Raw genomic sequence first — 16,244 nt, 5'->3', positions numbered from 1 at the left:
CCCGGATCCGTGCGCTTGCACGGCCGCCTCAAGGCTGGTGCTGCCGGAGAGGATTGAACTCTCGACCTCTCCCTTACCAAGGGGGCAGATTTATCGCGACAACCCCTTGATGCGTCTTGTTCTTTGCCTGTTGACGGGAACCCTGTGTGCCGAATCCGTGCCAACCGGCCCCGTCTGGGCATCGAAGATCGCCGCCAGATCGCGGCCGGCGCCGTCCGCGTGAACGTAGGTTTCGAGGAACAGCCGAGCCGACTTCCAGCCGCCCGCCTCCATGGCCGCCTTGACGTGCGCCCCAGCGTTCATGGCGTTGGTGCCGAAGCTGTGACGCCCCGCCGCGTGGGTGCCCTTGCGCTCGATCCCCGCGCGGTCGCACACCGCGGCCATGCGTCGGTTGACCGCCGCCGGGTCGGTATAGCGGAACACGGGCTCACCGGGTCGCGGATCCAGCGCCGACAACCGCACCACCAGCTCGGCCGTCAGGTGGCGCACCGACCACTCGTCGGTCTTGGTCCGCTCCAGCAGCGCGACCCGGCGGCCGAGATCCACATGCTCGCCCATCAGCCGCACGGCCTCGGACCGGCGCGCGCCCGTCTGGTGCATGAACAGGACAATGGCGGACAGATGGGGCAGCCCGTCCGCGTCCGCCCGCGCCATGAACTTCTCGAGCCACAAACGGCTGGCAGGCTTGGCCTTTCGGGCCTTTCGGGCCTCGAAAATCTCGACGCTGATCCGGGGGCACCAGCCCATCGAATGCGCATGGTTGATGACCGCGCGGGCGGGGATGATGACCTGACGATTGCGCGTGGCAGGACTCGCGTGAGGGTAGAGCGTCAAGGCGGCTTCGCGGACCTCGCCGGGCCGGATGGTGGCGACATGACGGCCCTTGAAGTGGCTGAGGAGGGGCGCGAGGAAGCGCCGCTCGCCGCCTTGGGTCACGTAGCTGGCGACCGCTTCCTCGAAGGTGCGGACGGCTTCTTCCCCATAGGAATGACGTTTCCACAGGCGCGCTTCGAGGAGCGCGCAGAGCTCCTCGGCCCGGGCGCGGTCACGAGTGCCCAGGCTCTGTCGAACGCGCTGTCCCCCGATGGTGCCAGAGGCGTGCCAGACGCCGTTGCGGGCCTTGAGGACGAGGTTTGGCACGCGAACGCCTCCCTGAGCCGCGCGACGTGTTCGGGATAGAACACCTTCTTGCGCCGCCCGCGCAACTCCCAGAACAGGGGGGCGCCGGGCTCGGGCCGGGCCAGGCGGGCCAGCATCTCCGAAAAGGTACGACGGGACACGCCCAATGCGCGGGCGGCCCCGTTCATGTCCAGCGGCTCCACAGCCCACGCGGGCAGAGGCTGAGACGGACGCGCGGCGGGCATCAGCGGTCCCATTCCTCCTCAAAGAGACGATAGAAACCCGAGATCCTGCACTCGTCGCAGTTCCAGCCCCTGCGGTAGAAGTGGGCGCACTCGTCCTTCCGGTGCGGATTCTCTGGGCCATATTCCCAGTTTTCCACGACAAACCCCGCATCGTCGTACCAGATCGCGCGCGCCCGCTCGAAGAAGGCCCTCCAGTGGTCCCGTTCGGCCTGCAACCGTTCCAGCGCTTGCCGAAGCTCCTCTCGCTCCGCGAGGAGAGCACGCAGGGTGGCGGCACCCTTCTCGTGCGCCGCAATGGCCTCGGCAACATGGGACGGATCGAGGCAGACCCGTTCCGGGTCGGCGCGGAGATCGGCGGCATGGCGATCATGCATCGCCGCCAATGCCTCCACCGCCACCCTGCTCGTGTCCGTGCGGTCCTCGTCCATCACTCGCCTCCTTTCGCCTTGTGCGCCAGCTTCGCCGCGGCCAGCAGCAGCGGGCGCAGCTCCGGCTCCGCCTTGTCGTAGGCCAGCACGCGCCTGCCATGGCGCGACGCCCCAGCCAAGCGAGGCAGCAGGGCGCGCGGCACCGCCTCCCAGTTCGAGGAGTCACAGTTGGCCCGGTCCCCGTCCAGGCACTTGAGGGCATACCCCTCAGGCAACGGGCCGTTCGACCTCTCCCACAGCCACTTGTGCTTAAGGACGCTCCGCGTCGCAGCGCCGGTATACGGGTTGCGCTCGTCCACGACGAGCCAGACATAGCCGTCCTCGTCGCCCAGCCGCTCGAGCTGCGCGAAAAGGTGGTCGTTGAGATCCCCCAGCTTGTTCTTCACTTGGCCACTCCCTGCCATTCCATGCCCCACAGGGCCAACCACCCGGCCCACATGGCTGTTGCCCCACCGCACTGCACCAGGTCCGCGACCGTCTCGGCCACGGCGATGACAGCCACAGCCCAGATCATCGTCGCCAGGAACGGCGGAAGGTTGCCCCCCATCACCGCCCCTCCGTCATGCCGGGGGCGGCCATCGCCGCGTCGCGCAGCGCCTCCCACGCCTGCCACCCCAGCCACCCGATCCAGGACCAGAGGGCCACACAGGCAACCAGCGCCGCCGCCCACACGAGGACATTGACCCAATCGACCCCCCCCCTGATGGGCGTCGAGCCGCGCCTGCCAGGTCCGGTCCGGGTCGAACCCCTCGGACGTCCCGGCGCGGTCCAGCACGTCGAGCAGCCACACGATGTCCCCGTCCCCGGACGGCGGGGCGACGCGGTTGGCCGGGACAGGCGGGGGAAGACGAGCCGGGCGGGTCATCTGGAGGCCTCCTGTTCGTCGATCCTGCGCACCATCTCCGCCGCCTCCCGCGCGGGCTCGGGCGAGCACAGCCACGCCAGAAACTCCCGGTCCGTCTGCGGGCGGGGCGGGGGGCGGTCGATATTGGCGGGGCGGGACTGCGGCACCACCATCACGCCGCCTCCCACCGGCTGTCGTCGCAAAGCGCGTCGCGGTCGTCGCCATGCCGCCCACGCCTCCGCCCGCCAGCGCGGCAGATGCGCCGCGAAGGGGGGCATGAGCAGCACCCCCTTGGGCAGCCGCTCGCCGTCGATGTCGGCCGAGAGCAGGACCACATCGTCCCGCTCCCAGCCGCCGCGCCAGCCGCAATCGCGCTGGGGCTCCTCCCAGCGCAGACCGACAAGGTCCCACGCGAGCCGGAGCGTGCCCAGCTCGCCGAGGTCGTGGACGCTCTCGAATACAGGCATCACAGGTCCTCCTCCGCGCGCTCGAATGCGTCGAGCTCCTCCTCCAGCCGCGCGTGCATCTCCGGGTCGAGGCGTCGCATCGTGGCGATCATCGCCGCATTGGCCTCGCGCGCCCGCGCCGCGCCCGCGTCCATCGCGTCCGCGAGGATCGCGTCGTAGGCGGAGGCCAGATGGGCGAGCGCGTCCGGGTCGGGCTCGTCCTCCGGGGGCGGCGGCTCGGCCGCCCGGGCGTTCCGGGCGCGCCGCGCGCGGGGCGGCGCCTCGGGCTCCGGCTCCGGCTGCCGGTCGGGCTCGGGCTCGGGCGGCGGCGCGGCCTGCGCCTCGATCACCGGCCCGTCCTCGGGGTGCTGCGCCAGACGCCCGAAATCCACCGGCGCCTCGTCCACCTCCAGCGCCTGCGCAAACTCGACCGAAATGGGCATCTCGCCCCGATTGGCGAGCGCGCGCAACGCCGTCTTGCGCGCCATCGCGTCCTCGTGCGCGATCCAGGGCGCACCCTTGTCGCCCTTGGCGACCGCCCGGCGATAGCCCTGCGAGAGGTCGCGGACCCTCATCACCTCCGGCCAGGGCAGGACCACGAACGCCTCGCCGTCCTTGAGCTTGACGTAGCAGTAGGCCGCGACCTTGCGGCCCTCGCGCGGCCCGGGCTTGTGCCGCAGATGCATCCCGGAGCCGTATTCGTAGGACCACAGCTCGTCGTCCGAATAGACCACGTCCGAGTGGAGCGAGACCACGAGCCCGGAGCGGCGCGCCATGTCCGCCATGCCCTTGTAGCCCACGACCAGCGTGACCGACTTCCCGAAGGGGATCAGGTAGGCGTGGCCCAGCGGGGTGTTGGGCTCCAGACCGAGCGTGGCGCACTGCATCAGCGCGCCGAGCAGGCTCATCGGCTCGCAGTCGGCCAGCGCGGGCGTGGCGCGGATCGAGTTCGCCATCACGCGCATCATCCGCTCGGGATTGAGGTGGCGGGCGGCGACCTTGGCGAGCTGCTCCTGCGCCTGCCGGTTGACGAGCAGCTCGCGGACATTGGCGACCTGCCGCAGCGGCTTGTCGGCCGCGCGGACGAGGCTGCCGGAGGGCGGGGGGGTCATCATGCGACAATCCTCTCGATGGCAATGGCAAAGCCGGGGATGTGGTCGGGGGCGTCCGGCCCCCGCAGGTCGGCATTGGCGAGGCGTTCCAGGAGCGCCGCGACCTCCGCGCGGTCGCGGTAGTGGATGAGCGCGCGGTTGAGATTGACGAGGCGGGCGACCCGCCGGGTGCGCTGCGCGAGCGTCCGGCCGCCTCCGGTCGCGGAGGCGATCCGCACGCGCGTGTCCCCGCGCTCCAGGGCGGCGATGCGCTCCTCGATGACCGCGATGGCGTGCTCCGCCGCCGCCTCGCCGATCACGTCATGGGCGCACGCGGCCCGCTCGCGCTCGGCCTCGGCCGCCGCCAGATCGGCGCGGGCGCGGGCCAGCGCCTCGGACCTTTCGGCCTCGCGTCCGGCCTGCTCGCGCTCCGCGTACTCGGCCAGCAGCGCCTTGATCCGCTCCGCCGCCGCTTCGAGCGGGGCGAGGAGCGGGGCGAAGGCCGCCTGGACGGCCTTGGCCGCCTCGTCGTGGGGCCGCTTGGCTTCGCGCCGCGCCTCGTCGACCTCGCGGTGCAGCGCGCGGAGCGCCGTCAGGAAATCGCCCGCGCGGGAGGCATCGGCCGCGTCCGCGACCGCGCCCTCGTCGAGCCATTGCCCGGCCGTCTCGGCCATGGCCCGCACCCGCGCCTCGAAGGCGTCGAGCGCCGCCGGATCGACCGGCGGGGGGCGGTTGTGCCCCATCGGGGGCGGGGCGGCGTCATCCATGGCGGGGCTCCCTCCGGGGGCCGAGGGCCAGCGCCTCGGCGGGCAGGCGGACATGCGTGGCCTCCATCGCGGGCGAGGAGGCGACCAGCGCCACCAGAGCCTCCCACGCCTCGCGCGGGATCGGCCGGCAGCGCGTCCAGATGCGGGCGGGGTCCACGCGCTCGCCCCGCTCGGGGCTGCCGACGAGCGCGTGGAGCGTCTCGGGCGCGACCAGCTCCCCCGTCTCCGGGTCCGTGGGCTGGTCGAGCCAGATCAGGACGGGCACCCACGGCCCGCCCGCGACGAGCCGCATCCGGTAGGTGCCCGGCTGGGGCTCGTCCTCGTGGCGCGGCAGGCGCCCGTCGCGGAGCGCCGCCGCGTGCCAGCCGAGGCCGGCTTGGGGCGTGGGGCGGCGCATCACCGCCGCTCCAGGAGGGCGGCGAGCTCCCCCGCCCCGACCGGGCCGAGGAGCGCCAGCACGTTGCGCAGCTCCTCGGCCGCGGCATCTGGGTCATGGGCGAGCGTGCCCGCCGCGTGGCGGTTCTCCGGCGCGGGCGGGCTCATCAGGACGCCGCCCTGCGGCGTCACGAAGAGAATGCGGGGCAGGGGCATCGGGGTCACTCCGTGAGGGTGGGGGCGTCGGCGGTGGCGGGCTCAGGGGCCGTTTGACGGGCGACTCTCATCCCGGCGGGCTGGGAGCCCATGCGCAGAGGCCAGAGCGGACAGGCTACACAGACGCATTTGCGCACCTCTGCGGCGTTGCCGCCGCAGCAGTCGAGGCACTTGGCGCGGATCGCGGCGAGGCCGACCAGCGGATCGGGCATGACCGCCCGCCACTCATGGGCGGGGATCGTGCGGGGGTCGCGGCCGATCAGATGACCGCCATCCGCCTCGTAGGGCGACGGGGCTAGAAAGGGATGGGCCATGGCAGGGTCCTCAGCAGGGTGGCTGAGGTGAAAATAATGGACGCTCGTCCATTCGTCAAGGAAAATAGTGGACGCTAGTCCATTATCCTATGGCACCCTCGTCCCCCCGTGCTATCCTTCCGCTGCGCCGGGGGACGGCGACGATATGTCGTCATGGACTACATCTTAGCCTTTAGCTAAAGATGGTTCATGAAGCGGATCACCTACACCAAGGCGGCGACCAAGGCCCTTCTGGCGATGCCGAGGAACACGGCGGAGCGCATCCGCGAGAAGATCGGCGCCTATGCCGCCGATCCGGTCTCGCAGGCCAACAACGTGAAGGCCCTCAAGGGCCGCGAAGGCATCCGGCTCCGGGTCGGCGACTGGCGCGTGATCATGAACGACGAGGGCACGGTGCTGGCCGTGCTCAGGATCGCCCCCCGTGGCGGGGCCTACGACTGAGGACCGAACCCATGATCGACACCGTGACCATCCCCCGCACCGAATACGACGCCCTCCTCGCCGCCCGCGAGGAACTCGAGGACCTGCGCTCCTATGACGAAGCGATGGCCGCTCTCGCCCGGGGGGACGAAGAGCTGCTGCCCGACGACATGGTGGCGCGCCTCGTCGCCGGCGAAAGACCCCTGCGCGTCTGGCGCGAGCACCGGGGGCTGTCCCAGTCCGAGCTGGCCCGGCGCTCGGGCGTCAACCGGGTGCAGATCGCCGACATCGAGGCGGGGCGGAAAACCGGCTCCATCGCGACGCTCAAGAGCCTGGCCACTGCGCTCGGGATCAGCCTGGACGACCTGGCCTGAGGCCGCGCGCCTTTATGGATTGGCGATTATATACCGTGCAAAACGGCGGGCCTGACCTGCCTTGAGGCGGTATTCATAGGACCTGATGAGGTAGCTTGGCCTTGATCCTGCTCTGATCCTTCAGGCACGACAGGCCGACAGGGAGGACAGGATGACAGGGTTGCTGCAACTGCGGATCAGCATCGACGGGCAGAACGTCCTGGAGTTCGGGCCGGGAGACAGCGTCATGGTCCCGATGGACCATGACGAGCGCGCCCTCTGTCGCAAGGCCCTGGAGGGCGCGCTCTTGCTCCTGGCTCAGACGGTGGTCACATATCCCACCTTTGCCACGGCAGACGGGAAGGATGGAGCCGCGACACGAACTGGACAACATCTTGCCGATTGCCGCGAAGGCGCCGATTGGATTCGCCCATCAGGACGACCACGGAGCAGCGGAACTTCACCGCTACGGCTCGTATCACTTCGGATGACCGAGACGGACTGTCGATGACGTGGTTTGCCACGAGCGCAACCACAAAGGTCACGCCTTGTTCGCGCACAAGCGCGGCTTGAAGCTGGGCCATCAAGGCCTCCACGAGTTTGTGGGGAGACGCTTGACCTACGCAGCCACCTGTAGGATACCCTGCCACGTGAGCTCATAGAACGAAGCGCCTCGCCAGGCGTTGGAGATAGTGCCAAGGTGTGCGACCACCTTGGCACGTTCTTTATTACATGGCTGTCATGCAAGCTGTCGAGCCGACGGGTTCGCTTTGTGGCCCGGAAAGGTTCGGGCTGCGTTCTGGTGCCTGTTCTCTTTGGCGCGGCAGCGGGTCGGGAGTGCGCTGCGGGACATGAGGGCGGCGGGGCTGGTGGTGCGGGATGGGTGAAAGTGGAGGCTGGCCCCGTAGGGCCAGCCACGGGCCGTCAGGCGGCCTTGCGAGCGGCTTCTTCGCTGCCGGGGTAGCGCTTGCCGGTCAGGACTTCGCTGATCCGCCCCTGGTTGACGTCGAAGCGGGCGGCGATGCGGCTATGGAGCCAGCCGGTCCAGTGGAGGCGCCAAACCTCCACCGCATCCTCGAAGGTGAGCCGGTAGCTCGGCTGCCGGGGGTGTTTTGCAGGCGTGGAGTTGTGGTGGTCGATAGGCGTCATGCCCATGGTCCTTTTCGTGTGGGACCACCAACCGGCGCTTGACGCGAGAATCCACCCCATGTCATAGGACAGGGGTGATATCACGCAACCGCCGGCTGATGGCGGAGCTTCTAACGCCACGAGGGGGTTACGGCCCTCGTGGCGTCTCCTTTTTACAGGGTGCCCCCGATGAGTCGTCAGGGGAACACAAGCAGCCCATCGACTCCACTCCCCCAACTGTTGCGGTGGTGTCACGACCCCCGCTGCCAGGGGCCCTTCCAAGCCCTGCTGACGGGCGAGGCCATGGCGGAGGCGTGGACGCAGGCGAGGCAGACGGGCAAAGGGCTCGGGCGGCCCGTTCCCGACGAAGCGGCCAAGGAGCAGATGGCGCGGTGAGCCCGCCCCGGATTACGCGGCCGCCGGGCCTTCCTCGAAGGGGCGGAGCGCTCAGGCGACGGCAGCTTCCTTGATCTCCCGGAGCAGAAAGGCCATCGCTCCTTCCGGGTCGCTCCCGAAGACCGGCGTCCGAAGGCCCCGGTTTACGGCAACCTCCATCGTTCGGTTCGACACCGAACCCCCGCCGATCCGTTCGACGACGGCAAAGACGGGAGCATCATCCTTTTCCCGCCCCATGTGCCGAACCAGCGCCGTCAGCATCCTCTCGTTGCTGGTGGCAGCGTAGACGATGGCGGCGCGGCGGCCGGTCTGCACCGACGTTACAACGAAGTCGGCGGGGAGGTCGGCATGCTCCTCGTCCTCGATGCGGAACCGGTCTCCCAGACGGCGCTCGGCCTCGGCCCGTACATCCTCGGCGAAGGTGGAGGCGATGTGTTCCTGCGTAAGCAGATGGAGGTCACGCGCGCGGATCAGCGCCGAAACAAAGCGGGCTGCCGCGCGGCCGAAGTCGGCCGCCGTGACAGGTTCGGACCGGATCTGACACGTGTCGCGGTCCAGGTATGCCCCCTCCTGTCGCAGGATGCCCGCGAGGAGCTGCGCACGCGTCCCCGACTCGATAGGCAGGCCGGATGCGACGGCCGTAGCGAAGAAGTCGCCGTCATCCTCGAGCACGATCCCATCGGCGGTCTCCACCACGTAGAAGGTCAGCGGATCGCCATCGGGCAGAAGAAAGCCCGTCGAGACGGCCAGACCGACGGGCACCGCCGCGACGGATGCGCGCTCGCAGAAGACGCGGCACAACGCCTCATGGGCCTCCTCCGGCAGCATCGAACAGGTCTCCTTGATCGGCTGGCACCCTTATACGCAGAATCGCAGCTACCGCGCGAAAAAAGGAGGTCCTCGTCCAAGCCAACTTGCGCCGGTGGAAAGCGTCATCCGCCGGAAGGCGGTGCGACATGCCCTCCAGCGAGGCAGGCCCCGACAGAAGATGACCGTTGCAAGGCGCGTGGACGTGCAGACCTTCCTTTCCGGGCTGCGCTTCTACCCGCAGGAGCACCCGCCATGCGGTCCCATCGGCCGTCACCATCAGGAAAGCTTTCCACTTCGCGAACTTGGGAGCCACGAGCAAGAGCACGACATGGGCTTCGGCTCCACATGTCAGCGTAATGCTTCGCCATTCCCAGTCGCGCCGTGCCGGTATACCCCTCGGGAAGACCGGAGCAAAGCGTGGCGATACCCTCCCCCCGCGCCATCCCGTGTCCGCCTTTATGGATTTGGCGCGACGGGCAAGGGCGCGAAGCATCGCGCCGCGCTTTACGGTTTCCATCGTTGGCCATCCGGCTTGCCTTGTGCGCCCGCTGGGGCCCTCACAGCGCCCCTCCTGCCCAGACGACGCGGCCGATCACGCTGATGGCGTCGAGGGGGTATTCCTCGCGCGGATAGGCCGGGTTCTCGGGCAGCGCCCAGACATGGCCCGCCCGCGCCGAGCGGATCATCCGCTTGATGTGGATCGTCTCTCCGTGGCGGAAGACATAGAGGCCCTCGACGTCCGGGACGGTCCGGCCCATGTCGATCAGCACGAGGTCGCCGTCCTCGAGGAGGGGCCTCATCGAGTCGCCCGCCACGGTGATGAGCGCGAGGCGCCTGGGATCGGCGCGGATCACCCGGCGGATGTAGTCCATCGCGAACGACACCCGGTCGGTGACCGCCACATACTCGTCCGGGATCTGCCCCGGCCCCGCAGACGCCCGCACGTCGTAGATCGGGATCAGGGCAGTGTCGGCGGGTGAGGGCGGGTGCAGACCGGCTTCGTCCTCCATGCCAAGCACGGCTGCGATGCGTCGTGCCCGATCCGCGGAGGTGGTTCCGCCGGGCCTCTGCAACAGCTTGTAGATCGCATCTCTCGACACGCCTGAACGTCTGGCGAGTTCGGGAACCTTGATCCCCGTCTCCTCCATACGTCGGACCATCCGCTCTCGAAAACTGTCCTCTGCCATTGGCCTATCGAGCCACATTCGTGGCCATTCGTCCAATGGACGATAGTCCTTGACTTCTTGTGGACAGCCGTCCATGTCTTTTCTCATGCTGACCGACCGTGAAGCCCTCATTGAGGAAGTCCGTGCCTACTGCGCTGCCGCGGGGATCGAGGCCTCGACACTCGGCGTAAGAGCCTTGGGCAACAGCCGCTTCTTCGACCGCTTCTTGCGGCGTGCGGAGCAAGAGGCCGAGGCGGCCGAGAAGCTTCGCGCCTACATGGCCGAGAACCCGCCCGAGGCTCGACGTGCGCGTGCTGCGGGCGAGGCCGCCTGATGCTGGCCTGCGCCCGTTCCTTGCGCGTCCGTCCTCTCATGCGGGGGCGTGGCTGCGCCAGGCCCAGTCCCAGTGCAGGCCCCACCAGGGGCGGCCCCAGGTCCAGCGGCGCGGGGTGGGCATCGTGATGGTCATGGCGTCCTCCGGCAGTGGCGCGTGGGAGAGACATGGGGAGGCCTGTTGTCGGTTTCCCGACGAAACCGCCGCGCGGCGCTGGTTCCGGGGCCTGCTCTGGCAGGCCTTCCCGGCCGCGCAGACCGACCACGACCTCGCGCGGCGCGCGGCGGCCACGCTCGAGGTGAGCGAGAGCCGGGTGCGCGGGTGGCTGCGCTGCGAGCACGACGCGAAGCTTCGGGAGGTCCTGCGCGTCCTCGCGCTGGCCGGGGCGAGCGTGGTGCTGCCCGACGATGGGGGCGAGGGATGACAGACGTCCGCGACGCCTTCGCCGCGCAGTTCGCGGACGCCGTGCTGTCGGGCCGCCTCGGGCCGTCCTGGCGGAGCCGGATCGTCTTCGCGGACCTCGCGGCGCAGGCCTACGCCTATGCCGACGCGATGATGGCGGCGCGGGGACGGGGGGAGGGCGGTCCGGCGCCCGACTTGGAGCGCCTGCGCGCGGAGATGACCAGGCTTGCGGCCGGATCGTGGGGCGAAGGAGGCGGGTCGTGACGGCCCCGACCCTCCCGCGCCTATGGCCGCCTCGCCCTCGGCGCGTCGAGCGCCGCGCGCGCGCTGCGCTAGACCTTCGCCTCGCGCAGGGCGGCGTTGATGCGGCTCTGCCAGCCCGGCCCCGTGGCGCGGAACTTCTCGAGCACGTCGGGGTCGAGGCGCAGCGACACCTGCACCTTGGGCGCGGCCGACTTCGGCCGGCCGCGGCCGCGGCGGATGCTCTCGGCCAGGTCGGGGAAGACCTCGGCGAAGGGGCGGGCCTGCGCCAGTTCCTCGTCGGTGGGCTCGAAGGCCGCGGCCTCGCGCACCTCGTCCCAGTCCTCCTTCGTGTAGCCACGCCCTGGCACGAACTCCGTCATCCGCTTGCGCTTGGTCATAGCAGGCTCCTTTCCTTTCGGCTGGCGGGCCGCATGGAGATGACCGACACGGCCTCGCGGCCGAGCGGGGCGAAGACCACCGCCAGCGCCAGCCGGTTCAGGCGCCCGACGGCCATCCAGCGCCCCTTCTTCGCCGGCACGATCACCGCGCCCTCGAAGAACTCCGGCGTCAGGTCGGCGAAGTCGAGGCCCCGCTCGTCGAGGGTCGCCAGCCGCTTCGGTTCATCCCACACGATCCTCATGGGAATATCTGTATCACAACAAATCGCGGCGTCAAGAATATTCGTGATGCGGAAAAAGGGGGGCCGCGCATGTCGGTGAGAGCCGAGCTGCTCGCCCGTCTGCTGGCCGCGCTGGGCCTCGCCGTTCTCGCCGCCCGCGTGCGCGAGCGCGACCGGCAGCGCCCCGGCCGGAGGGACCGCGCATGAGCGCCCCCACCGTGTCCCGCGCGCGCCCCATCCTCCCGCGCGCGCGCCACCCCGGCCCGCCAGCCTGTGGCCGGGACACCTGCCCCCCCGGCGCGTCCGACCGCCGGGGGGGGCTTTTTGTATCTTGACCTCCCCGCCCTCCGGCGGCTGCGCGGCCTCATCGACGCCGCCATCGCCGCGCTGGAGGCCGTCGAGTCCGCCCTCGCGGAGACCGCCCATGCCCCGACGCCGCCCGCCCCCGCCGCCCCGCTCCCTGTGGGAGGGGGTGGACCTGCTGGAGGCGTGGCGCGCCGTCAGCCCGGCCGAGGCCGCCGGCCTGCGCAGCCTGCTCCGGTCGCCGCGCCCGACCCTGATCCCGGGCGGACACCCGATGATGAAACCCATCCTCGCCCTGCGCCTCCTGATGACGGAGACGCGGGGCAGCGCGTAGGGACCCCCGCGCCCGCGGCAGGCGCAGCCGCGGCCGGGGACGGGCCGGGGGATGGCAGGCCCCCGGCCCACCATCTGCGCGGATGGGGCGGACTCACCGCCCGGCAGGCCCACGCGCTGCTCTGCGACCACCTCGACGCGGTGGCCGATCCCGACTGGCCGCCCGCGCGCGACCTCGCGCTCGTGCAGGGCGTCGTCGCCCGCAGCGCCACCGCCGGAGCGGAGGCCGCAGGCTGCGACCCGGAGGAGGCCCGCACCCGCTTCGCCCGGCTGACCGCGCCCATCCGCGAGGCCGCCACGATCCGAGGCCGCACCGTCATGGCCTGCAACACCGACGGACAGACCATGCTCGCCGCGCTGCTGCGCGAGCGGGCGGACGATGAGGAGAGAGCGACATGACGGACGAGCAGTATGACGACGCGTGGATGCCGGATCTCGAAGCCGCGGCCCGAGCGGGCAAGGACGCGCGCCCGCGCATGAAGGAGACCGCCGAGGACCGCGCCGCAAAGGCCAAGGCGCTGGGCAGCACCGGGCAACGCATCCTCGAGTTCATCCACCGCTACGAGGCGGAGGAGTCGGACAAGATCGAGGCCGCCGCCCGCATGAAGGCGGTCATGGAGGAGGCCAAGGGCGAGGGGTTCAACGTCAAGGCGATCAAAAAGATCATCGCCGACCGCAAGCGCAGCCCGGACGAGGTGCGCGAGGAGGAGGATACCCTCCGCCTCTACCGCGAGGCCATCGGGATTTGAGCTTCGGGACACGCCGCCCATGACCCCCATCCTCGCCCTCGACCTCGGCACCGTCACCGGCTGGGCGCTCCGCGACGCGGAGGGCATGATCCATTCCGGCGCGCAGCCGTTCCGCCCCCGCCGCTTCGACGGCGGCGGCATGCGCTACCTGCGCTTCGCCGAATGGCTGGGGGATCTGGACCGCATGGCCGGGCCCTTCGGGCGCGTGGCATTCGAGGAGGTCCGCCGCCACGCCGGGACCGACGCCGCCCACATCTACGGCGGGCTCATGGCCACGCTCACCGCCTGGTGCGAGCAGCGCGGCGTGCCCTACGAGGGCGTCCCGGTCGGCACGATCAAGCGCCACGCCACCGGCAAGGGGAACGCGCCGAAGGAGGCGATGATCGCCGCTGCCCGCGCATGGGGGCACGAGCCCGCCGACGACAACGAGGCCGACGCGCTCGCCCTGCTGCGCTGGGTCATGGACGGAGGGCAGGGATGAGCCGCGCGCCCCTTCCGCCCTGCTCGCGCTGCGGCGCCGCGTTCGCGCCCTTCGGATTCCTCTGGCCCGACGGGCGGCGCTTCCACGCCTGCCCCGACTGCCAGCCCCGCGCCAAGGCCGCCTTCGAGAAGGCCCGCCGCGAGGCGGGGAGGGTCAGGGCGTGACAGACCGTCGCTCACTCCGCCGGCAGCACGGTCAGGCGCAGGCCCAGTGCGCGGGCCACGCCGAGCAGCGTCGAGAGACGGGGGTCGCCGTTTTCGCTCACCGCCTTGTAGAGGCCCACGCGGCTGATGCCGGCTTCCTCGGCCACCCGGCTCATGCCGCGCGCGCGGGACAGCGTGCCGAGCGCGCGGGTGATATCCGCCGTGTCGCCCGTCTCGAGCGCGGCGGCCAGATACTCGGCCTGCGCCTCGGGGGTGCCGAGATAGTCGGCAGCGTCGAAGGGTGCGGTTTCGATGGGCATTCAGACCTCCATGGCCATCGCGATGGCCCGCTTGATGTCCCTGTCCTGGGACGACTTGTCGCCACCGCAGAGCAGGATCACGACCTCCTCCCCGCGCTGGCAGAAGTAGAGCCGGTAGCCCGGCCCGTGGTCGATGCGCAGCTCGCCGATGCCGTCGAACCGCTTCGTGTCGCCGAAGTGACCCGCCGCCAGCCGTTCGATGCGCAACACGATCCGCGCCACCGCGCGGGCGTCCCTCAGACCCTTGAGCCACTTGTCGAACACGGCGGTGCGGCGAACGCTGATCATGCGATAACTATAGTTATCAGGTCGGGCCGACGCAAGGGGTCTGTCAACGATAGTTTGCAGTGGGTGCAGCCATGACCGACCGGCCGCCCGTCTGGTCGGACGAGGCCATCCTCGACGTGCTCCATCGCATGGAGCACCTCGGCCAGTCCGCCTCCGAGGTGGCCCGCGCCTACGGCACCACGCGCAATGCCATCCTCGGGCTGAGACACCGCGTGCTCGGCCCGCAGGACAGCCGACGCCCCACGGCAGGGGACGGGACCATGCCGCCGGACTGGTGGAGGCGCTGATGAGCGTGCGGATGATGGCTCGGGTGTGGGACAGGGGCCCCGAGGACCGCGACGAACTGCTGGTGCTGCTGGCTTTGGCCGACTTCGCTGACGACGAGGGCTTCTGCTACCCGTCCATGCCCGCCATCGCGGCCAAGGCTCGCATGACGGAGCGGGGTGTGAGGGGCATCCTGCGGCGCCTCGAGGCGTCGGGTTGGGTGACGACGGAGAGGGGCGGGGGCAAGGGCCGCAGCAGCCGCTACCGTGTCAACCCTGACCCCCCAAGCCATGCCCAACCCGGAACCCCATTCCCGGAACCCCATTCCCGGAATGCCAAACCCGGAATGCCAAACCCGGAATGGGAGAGCACCAAACCCGGAACGGCACGACACCAAACCCGGAACCAGGGTTCCGGGAAACCATCAGTAACCATCAAGAACCGCCCCCCCCCCCTATAATCCCCCCCCCTCCTCCCGTCGGGGGGGGCGAGGACGCGACCGCCGCACGGATCAGGGCCACGCTCTGCGAGGTTCTGCCCGAGCCTGTGGCGGACGACTACATCGCCCACCGCAAGGCCAAGCGCGCCCGTCTCACCCCCCGGGCAGCCCAGCTCATCGCCGACAGACTGCGAGCCATGCCCGACCCCGTCGCGGCGGTGGAGCACAGCATCGCCATGGGCTGGACAGGCGTGTTCGACCCGCCCGCGCCCCGCGCCATCCCGCCGCCGGGCCCCGAGCCCGACCTCGATGCCATCTTCGCTGCCATCCGCGCCAAGCGCCAATCCGGGGGGCACCCGCCGTGACCGACCGCAACGACCACCTTGAAGCCCGCCTCCGGGCGCTGCTGGCCCGCCGGACGCCGCCCCGTGGCATCGCCGGACAGGCGCTGGCAGACGAGGCCGAAAGCCTGATCGCGGCCGTCCTGCGCCTCGCCCCGGCCATGGGCTACGAAGCCTGGTGGGAGGCCGTGGCGCGGACGGTGGAGGAACGGCACCGCAGCCGGTCATGGCCTACGGTCGGGGACATCGCGGACGCCGCCCGGGAAGTGCGGACGCGCAGCCCCGGCCACGACGCCGGCCCGGCTGCGGCCGACCAGCACAGGGAGGCAGCCATGGTGGACCTGCTCGAGCGTCATTTCCGGGCGACCGGCGCGCCGCTCGGAGGGGTCAACCGGGCGTCCCGCACGGCCGCACTGATCCGACGGGGCGTTCTGGCGGATGCCCGGGAGGCGCGGCATCGCGGGTTCGACCTGTCGCCCGACCAGGCGGCCGAGGCGAGGGCGGCCCGGCCGAGCCGGACGGAATGGGAGCACCACGTGGCCGTCATCGGCCGCCTCAAGGGCCTGATGCCCGACGAGGCGGAGGCGTGGTGCATCAGCGCGTCATCGGGGGCGGCGCTGCCGGAGCATCTGGCGCATCTCGACAGGGGGCAGCCCGCCGGGTCTGCTGTCCTGCCCCGTCAGGGCTGGCGGGATATGCGGGATGCCACGGCGCGCCCCCGGCCGCCGGATGAACCGCCGCCACGCCACGACCCGCTGTCGGAGCCGCCGAGGCCGTGGACGGACGACGAATGGGCGCGGTTCGAGACCATCCACGGCCCCCGTTCGTCTGCCGCGATGGAGCAGACCCGGGCGGATGGGGCCTGAC

Annotated in this window: 31 protein-coding genes; 14 read left to right on the top strand and 17 right to left on the bottom strand. The window is 70.7% G+C overall.

The window, feature by feature from the left end; translation table 11 throughout:
* Positions 1-90 precede the first annotated feature (90 nt).
* The 10 genes from GT358_RS16915 to GT358_RS10175 form a co-directional block, all read right to left on the bottom strand.
* Entirely contained in the window at positions 91-1,140 is a 1,050-nt protein-coding gene (locus GT358_RS16915; RefSeq protein ID WP_166582496.1) for a tyrosine-type recombinase/integrase, read from the bottom strand.
* Positions 1,141-1,363: 223 nt separating this feature from the next.
* Positions 1,364-1,792, bottom strand: coding sequence for a hypothetical protein (locus GT358_RS10215; RefSeq protein WP_166582495.1), 429 nt, complete (start codon positions 1,790-1,792; stop codon positions 1,364-1,366).
* A complete protein-coding gene (locus tag GT358_RS10210; RefSeq protein ID WP_371416261.1) occupies positions 1,792-2,178 on the bottom strand; it encodes an HNH endonuclease in 387 nt (128 codons plus the stop codon). The genes GT358_RS10215 and GT358_RS10210 overlap by 1 nt, the downstream gene beginning before the upstream one ends.
* Entirely contained in the window at positions 2,175-2,339 is a 165-nt protein-coding gene (locus GT358_RS10205; protein WP_166582493.1) for a hypothetical protein, read from the bottom strand. Before GT358_RS10205 ends, GT358_RS10210 begins: the two co-directional genes overlap by 4 nt.
* A gap of 314 nt (positions 2,340-2,653) precedes the next feature.
* Positions 2,654-3,103, bottom strand: coding sequence for a hypothetical protein (locus GT358_RS10200; protein WP_166582492.1), 450 nt, complete (start codon positions 3,101-3,103; stop codon positions 2,654-2,656).
* Positions 3,103-4,197 carry a recombinase RecT gene (locus GT358_RS10195; protein WP_166582491.1) on the bottom strand — a complete coding sequence of 365 codons (1,095 nt, stop codon included), beginning with the start codon at positions 4,195-4,197 and terminating at the stop codon, positions 3,103-3,105. Before GT358_RS10195 ends, GT358_RS10200 begins: the two co-directional genes overlap by 1 nt.
* Entirely contained in the window at positions 4,194-4,940 is a 747-nt protein-coding gene (locus GT358_RS10190; protein ID WP_166582490.1) for a hypothetical protein, read from the bottom strand. Before GT358_RS10190 ends, GT358_RS10195 begins: the two co-directional genes overlap by 4 nt.
* Positions 4,933-5,337, bottom strand: a complete 405-nt coding sequence (locus tag GT358_RS10185; RefSeq protein ID WP_166582489.1) for a hypothetical protein — start codon at positions 5,335-5,337, stop codon at positions 4,933-4,935. Before GT358_RS10185 ends, GT358_RS10190 begins: the two co-directional genes overlap by 8 nt.
* Positions 5,337-5,531 carry a hypothetical protein gene (locus GT358_RS10180; protein WP_166582488.1) on the bottom strand — a complete coding sequence of 65 codons (195 nt, stop codon included), beginning with the start codon at positions 5,529-5,531 and terminating at the stop codon, positions 5,337-5,339. Before GT358_RS10180 ends, GT358_RS10185 begins: the two co-directional genes overlap by 1 nt.
* A gap of 5 nt (positions 5,532-5,536) precedes the next feature.
* Positions 5,537-5,845, bottom strand: coding sequence for a hypothetical protein (locus GT358_RS10175; protein ID WP_166582487.1), 309 nt, complete (start codon positions 5,843-5,845; stop codon positions 5,537-5,539).
* A 189-nt stretch (positions 5,846-6,034) separates the two neighbouring features.
* On the opposite strand from GT358_RS10175, the gene GT358_RS10170 reads away from it, so the two are divergent.
* Together GT358_RS10170 and GT358_RS10165 are read left to right on the top strand one after the other, a co-directional pair.
* Positions 6,035-6,286 carry a type II toxin-antitoxin system RelE/ParE family toxin gene (locus GT358_RS10170; protein ID WP_166582486.1) on the top strand — a complete coding sequence of 84 codons (252 nt, stop codon included), beginning with the start codon at positions 6,035-6,037 and terminating at the stop codon, positions 6,284-6,286.
* Positions 6,287-6,297: 11 nt separating this feature from the next.
* The gene (locus GT358_RS10165) at positions 6,298-6,639 is read left to right on the top strand and encodes a helix-turn-helix transcriptional regulator (protein ID WP_166582485.1); all 342 of its coding nucleotides are present in this window, start codon (positions 6,298-6,300) and stop codon (positions 6,637-6,639) included.
* A 903-nt stretch (positions 6,640-7,542) separates the two neighbouring features.
* Here GT358_RS10165 and GT358_RS10160 read toward each other — a convergent pair.
* From GT358_RS10160 to GT358_RS10150, 3 genes are all read right to left on the bottom strand, one after another.
* Positions 7,543-7,767, bottom strand: coding sequence for a hypothetical protein (locus GT358_RS10160; protein ID WP_166582484.1), 225 nt, complete (start codon positions 7,765-7,767; stop codon positions 7,543-7,545).
* A 426-nt stretch (positions 7,768-8,193) separates the two neighbouring features.
* Complete coding sequence (locus tag GT358_RS10155; RefSeq protein WP_166582483.1) at positions 8,194-8,970, bottom strand: DUF1828 domain-containing protein; 777 nt, start codon at positions 8,968-8,970, stop codon at positions 8,194-8,196.
* A 539-nt stretch (positions 8,971-9,509) separates the two neighbouring features.
* Entirely contained in the window at positions 9,510-10,112 is a 603-nt protein-coding gene (locus GT358_RS10150) for a S24 family peptidase (protein WP_166582482.1), read from the bottom strand.
* Positions 10,113-10,212: 100 nt separating this feature from the next.
* Here GT358_RS10150 and GT358_RS10145 point away from each other — a divergent pair, with 100 nt between their 5' ends.
* The 3 genes from GT358_RS10145 (at position 10,213) to GT358_RS10135 (ending at position 11,118) form a co-directional block, all read left to right on the top strand.
* Positions 10,213-10,452, top strand: a complete 240-nt coding sequence (locus tag GT358_RS10145; RefSeq protein ID WP_166582481.1) for a hypothetical protein — start codon at positions 10,213-10,215, stop codon at positions 10,450-10,452.
* A gap of 124 nt (positions 10,453-10,576) precedes the next feature.
* Positions 10,577-10,876 (top strand): hypothetical protein, encoded by a 300-nt coding sequence (locus tag GT358_RS10140; protein WP_371416260.1) that lies wholly within the window; start codon positions 10,577-10,579, stop codon positions 10,874-10,876.
* Positions 10,873-11,118: a hypothetical protein gene (locus GT358_RS10135; protein WP_166582480.1), complete on the top strand. Its 246-nt coding sequence runs from the start codon at positions 10,873-10,875 to the stop codon at positions 11,116-11,118. Before GT358_RS10140 ends, GT358_RS10135 begins: the two co-directional genes overlap by 4 nt.
* Positions 11,119-11,186: 68 nt before the next feature.
* Here the strand turns inward: GT358_RS10135 and GT358_RS10130 are convergent, their stop codons facing one another.
* Positions 11,187-11,495 (bottom strand): BrnA antitoxin family protein, encoded by a 309-nt coding sequence (locus GT358_RS10130; protein WP_166582479.1) that lies wholly within the window; start codon positions 11,493-11,495, stop codon positions 11,187-11,189.
* The gene (locus GT358_RS10125) at positions 11,492-11,737 is read right to left on the bottom strand and encodes a BrnT family toxin (RefSeq protein ID WP_166582478.1); all 246 of its coding nucleotides are present in this window, start codon (positions 11,735-11,737) and stop codon (positions 11,492-11,494) included. The genes GT358_RS10130 and GT358_RS10125 overlap by 4 nt, the downstream gene beginning before the upstream one ends.
* A gap of 403 nt (positions 11,738-12,140) precedes the next feature.
* Between GT358_RS10125 and GT358_RS10120 the strand changes: the two genes are divergently transcribed.
* The 5 genes from GT358_RS10120 (at position 12,141) to GT358_RS10100 (ending at position 13,746) form a co-directional block, all read left to right on the top strand.
* Positions 12,141-12,353 carry a hypothetical protein gene (locus GT358_RS10120; RefSeq protein ID WP_166582477.1) on the top strand — a complete coding sequence of 71 codons (213 nt, stop codon included), beginning with the start codon at positions 12,141-12,143 and terminating at the stop codon, positions 12,351-12,353.
* A gap of 140 nt (positions 12,354-12,493) precedes the next feature.
* Positions 12,494-12,751, top strand: a complete 258-nt coding sequence (locus tag GT358_RS10115) for a hypothetical protein (protein ID WP_166582476.1) — start codon at positions 12,494-12,496, stop codon at positions 12,749-12,751.
* Positions 12,748-13,101: a GapR family DNA-binding domain-containing protein gene (locus tag GT358_RS10110; RefSeq protein ID WP_166582475.1), complete on the top strand. Its 354-nt coding sequence runs from the start codon at positions 12,748-12,750 to the stop codon at positions 13,099-13,101. Before GT358_RS10115 ends, GT358_RS10110 begins: the two co-directional genes overlap by 4 nt.
* Before the next feature lie 19 nt (positions 13,102-13,120).
* Positions 13,121-13,582, top strand: coding sequence for a crossover junction endodeoxyribonuclease RuvC (locus tag GT358_RS10105; RefSeq protein ID WP_166582474.1), 462 nt, complete (start codon positions 13,121-13,123; stop codon positions 13,580-13,582).
* A complete protein-coding gene (locus tag GT358_RS10100; protein ID WP_166582473.1) occupies positions 13,579-13,746 on the top strand; it encodes a hypothetical protein in 168 nt (55 codons plus the stop codon). Before GT358_RS10105 ends, GT358_RS10100 begins: the two co-directional genes overlap by 4 nt.
* An 11-nt stretch (positions 13,747-13,757) precedes the next feature.
* On the opposite strand, the gene GT358_RS10095 is transcribed toward GT358_RS10100, so the two are convergent.
* Positions 13,758-14,045 (bottom strand): addiction module antidote protein, encoded by a 288-nt coding sequence (locus GT358_RS10095; RefSeq protein WP_166582472.1) that lies wholly within the window; start codon positions 14,043-14,045, stop codon positions 13,758-13,760.
* Positions 14,046-14,333, bottom strand: a complete 288-nt coding sequence (locus GT358_RS10090; protein WP_166582471.1) for a type II toxin-antitoxin system RelE/ParE family toxin — start codon at positions 14,331-14,333, stop codon at positions 14,046-14,048.
* Between the two features lie 71 nt (positions 14,334-14,404).
* Between GT358_RS10090 and GT358_RS10085 the strand changes: the two genes are divergently transcribed.
* The 4 genes from GT358_RS10085 (at position 14,405) to GT358_RS10070 (ending at position 16,243) form a co-directional block, all read left to right on the top strand.
* Positions 14,405-14,620 carry a hypothetical protein gene (locus GT358_RS10085; protein ID WP_166582470.1) on the top strand — a complete coding sequence of 72 codons (216 nt, stop codon included), beginning with the start codon at positions 14,405-14,407 and terminating at the stop codon, positions 14,618-14,620.
* Positions 14,620-15,057: a helix-turn-helix domain-containing protein gene (locus GT358_RS16910; protein ID WP_166582469.1), complete on the top strand. Its 438-nt coding sequence runs from the start codon at positions 14,620-14,622 to the stop codon at positions 15,055-15,057. Before GT358_RS10085 ends, GT358_RS16910 begins: the two co-directional genes overlap by 1 nt.
* A gap of 176 nt (positions 15,058-15,233) precedes the next feature.
* On the top strand, positions 15,234-15,401 hold the full coding sequence (locus GT358_RS10075; protein WP_166582468.1) for a hypothetical protein: 168 nt from the start codon (positions 15,234-15,236) through the stop codon (positions 15,399-15,401).
* A complete protein-coding gene (locus GT358_RS10070; protein ID WP_166582467.1) occupies positions 15,398-16,243 on the top strand; it encodes a hypothetical protein in 846 nt (281 codons plus the stop codon). The genes GT358_RS10075 and GT358_RS10070 overlap by 4 nt, the downstream gene beginning before the upstream one ends.
* Position 16,244 lies beyond the last annotated feature (1 nt).

The organism is Rubellimicrobium sp. CFH 75288 (assembly GCF_009904055.1).
Lineage (GTDB): Bacteria > Pseudomonadota > Alphaproteobacteria > Rhodobacterales > Rhodobacteraceae > Rubellimicrobium.
This window is presented reverse-complemented; position numbering and strand designations above follow the sequence as displayed.

What these genes read in the sequence shown, in the direction of transcription:
- GT358_RS10215 (WP_166582495.1), bottom strand. Translation starts at nt 1,792, where the DNA reads ATGGACGAGGACCGCACGGACACGAGCAGGGTGGCGGTGGAGGCATTG.
- GT358_RS10205 (WP_166582493.1), bottom strand. Translation starts at nt 2,339, where the DNA reads ATGGGGGGCAACCTTCCGCCGTTCCTGGCGACGATGATCTGGGCTGTG.
- GT358_RS10200 (WP_166582492.1), bottom strand. Translation starts at nt 3,103, where the DNA reads ATGCCTGTATTCGAGAGCGTCCACGACCTCGGCGAGCTGGGCACGCTC.
- GT358_RS10195 (WP_166582491.1), bottom strand. Translation starts at nt 4,197, where the DNA reads ATGATGACCCCCCCGCCCTCCGGCAGCCTCGTCCGCGCGGCCGACAAG.
- GT358_RS10190 (WP_166582490.1), bottom strand. Translation starts at nt 4,940, where the DNA reads ATGGATGACGCCGCCCCGCCCCCGATGGGGCACAACCGCCCCCCGCCG.
- GT358_RS10185 (WP_166582489.1), bottom strand. Translation starts at nt 5,337, where the DNA reads ATGCGCCGCCCCACGCCCCAAGCCGGCCTCGGCTGGCACGCGGCGGCG.
- GT358_RS10180 (WP_166582488.1), bottom strand. Translation starts at nt 5,531, where the DNA reads ATGCCCCTGCCCCGCATTCTCTTCGTGACGCCGCAGGGCGGCGTCCTG.
- GT358_RS10175 (WP_166582487.1), bottom strand. Translation starts at nt 5,845, where the DNA reads ATGGCCCATCCCTTTCTAGCCCCGTCGCCCTACGAGGCGGATGGCGGT.
- GT358_RS10170 (WP_166582486.1), top strand. Translation starts at nt 6,035, where the DNA reads ATGAAGCGGATCACCTACACCAAGGCGGCGACCAAGGCCCTTCTGGCG.
- GT358_RS10165 (WP_166582485.1), top strand. Translation starts at nt 6,298, where the DNA reads ATGATCGACACCGTGACCATCCCCCGCACCGAATACGACGCCCTCCTC.
- GT358_RS10160 (WP_166582484.1), bottom strand. Translation starts at nt 7,767, where the DNA reads ATGACGCCTATCGACCACCACAACTCCACGCCTGCAAAACACCCCCGG.
- GT358_RS10155 (WP_166582483.1), bottom strand. Translation starts at nt 8,970, where the DNA reads ATGCTGCCGGAGGAGGCCCATGAGGCGTTGTGCCGCGTCTTCTGCGAG.
- GT358_RS10150 (WP_166582482.1), bottom strand. Translation starts at nt 10,112, where the DNA reads ATGGTCCGACGTATGGAGGAGACGGGGATCAAGGTTCCCGAACTCGCC.
- GT358_RS10145 (WP_166582481.1), top strand. Translation starts at nt 10,213, where the DNA reads ATGTCTTTTCTCATGCTGACCGACCGTGAAGCCCTCATTGAGGAAGTC.
- GT358_RS10135 (WP_166582480.1), top strand. Translation starts at nt 10,873, where the DNA reads ATGACAGACGTCCGCGACGCCTTCGCCGCGCAGTTCGCGGACGCCGTG.
- GT358_RS10130 (WP_166582479.1), bottom strand. Translation starts at nt 11,495, where the DNA reads ATGACCAAGCGCAAGCGGATGACGGAGTTCGTGCCAGGGCGTGGCTAC.
- GT358_RS10125 (WP_166582478.1), bottom strand. Translation starts at nt 11,737, where the DNA reads ATGAGGATCGTGTGGGATGAACCGAAGCGGCTGGCGACCCTCGACGAG.
- GT358_RS10120 (WP_166582477.1), top strand. Translation starts at nt 12,141, where the DNA reads ATGCCCCGACGCCGCCCGCCCCCGCCGCCCCGCTCCCTGTGGGAGGGG.
- GT358_RS10110 (WP_166582475.1), top strand. Translation starts at nt 12,748, where the DNA reads ATGACGGACGAGCAGTATGACGACGCGTGGATGCCGGATCTCGAAGCC.
- GT358_RS10105 (WP_166582474.1), top strand. Translation starts at nt 13,121, where the DNA reads ATGACCCCCATCCTCGCCCTCGACCTCGGCACCGTCACCGGCTGGGCG.
- GT358_RS10100 (WP_166582473.1), top strand. Translation starts at nt 13,579, where the DNA reads ATGAGCCGCGCGCCCCTTCCGCCCTGCTCGCGCTGCGGCGCCGCGTTC.
- GT358_RS10095 (WP_166582472.1), bottom strand. Translation starts at nt 14,045, where the DNA reads ATGCCCATCGAAACCGCACCCTTCGACGCTGCCGACTATCTCGGCACC.
- GT358_RS10090 (WP_166582471.1), bottom strand. Translation starts at nt 14,333, where the DNA reads ATGATCAGCGTTCGCCGCACCGCCGTGTTCGACAAGTGGCTCAAGGGT.
- GT358_RS10085 (WP_166582470.1), top strand. Translation starts at nt 14,405, where the DNA reads ATGACCGACCGGCCGCCCGTCTGGTCGGACGAGGCCATCCTCGACGTG.
- GT358_RS16910 (WP_166582469.1), top strand. Translation starts at nt 14,620, where the DNA reads ATGAGCGTGCGGATGATGGCTCGGGTGTGGGACAGGGGCCCCGAGGAC.
- GT358_RS10075 (WP_166582468.1), top strand. Translation starts at nt 15,234, where the DNA reads ATGCCCGACCCCGTCGCGGCGGTGGAGCACAGCATCGCCATGGGCTGG.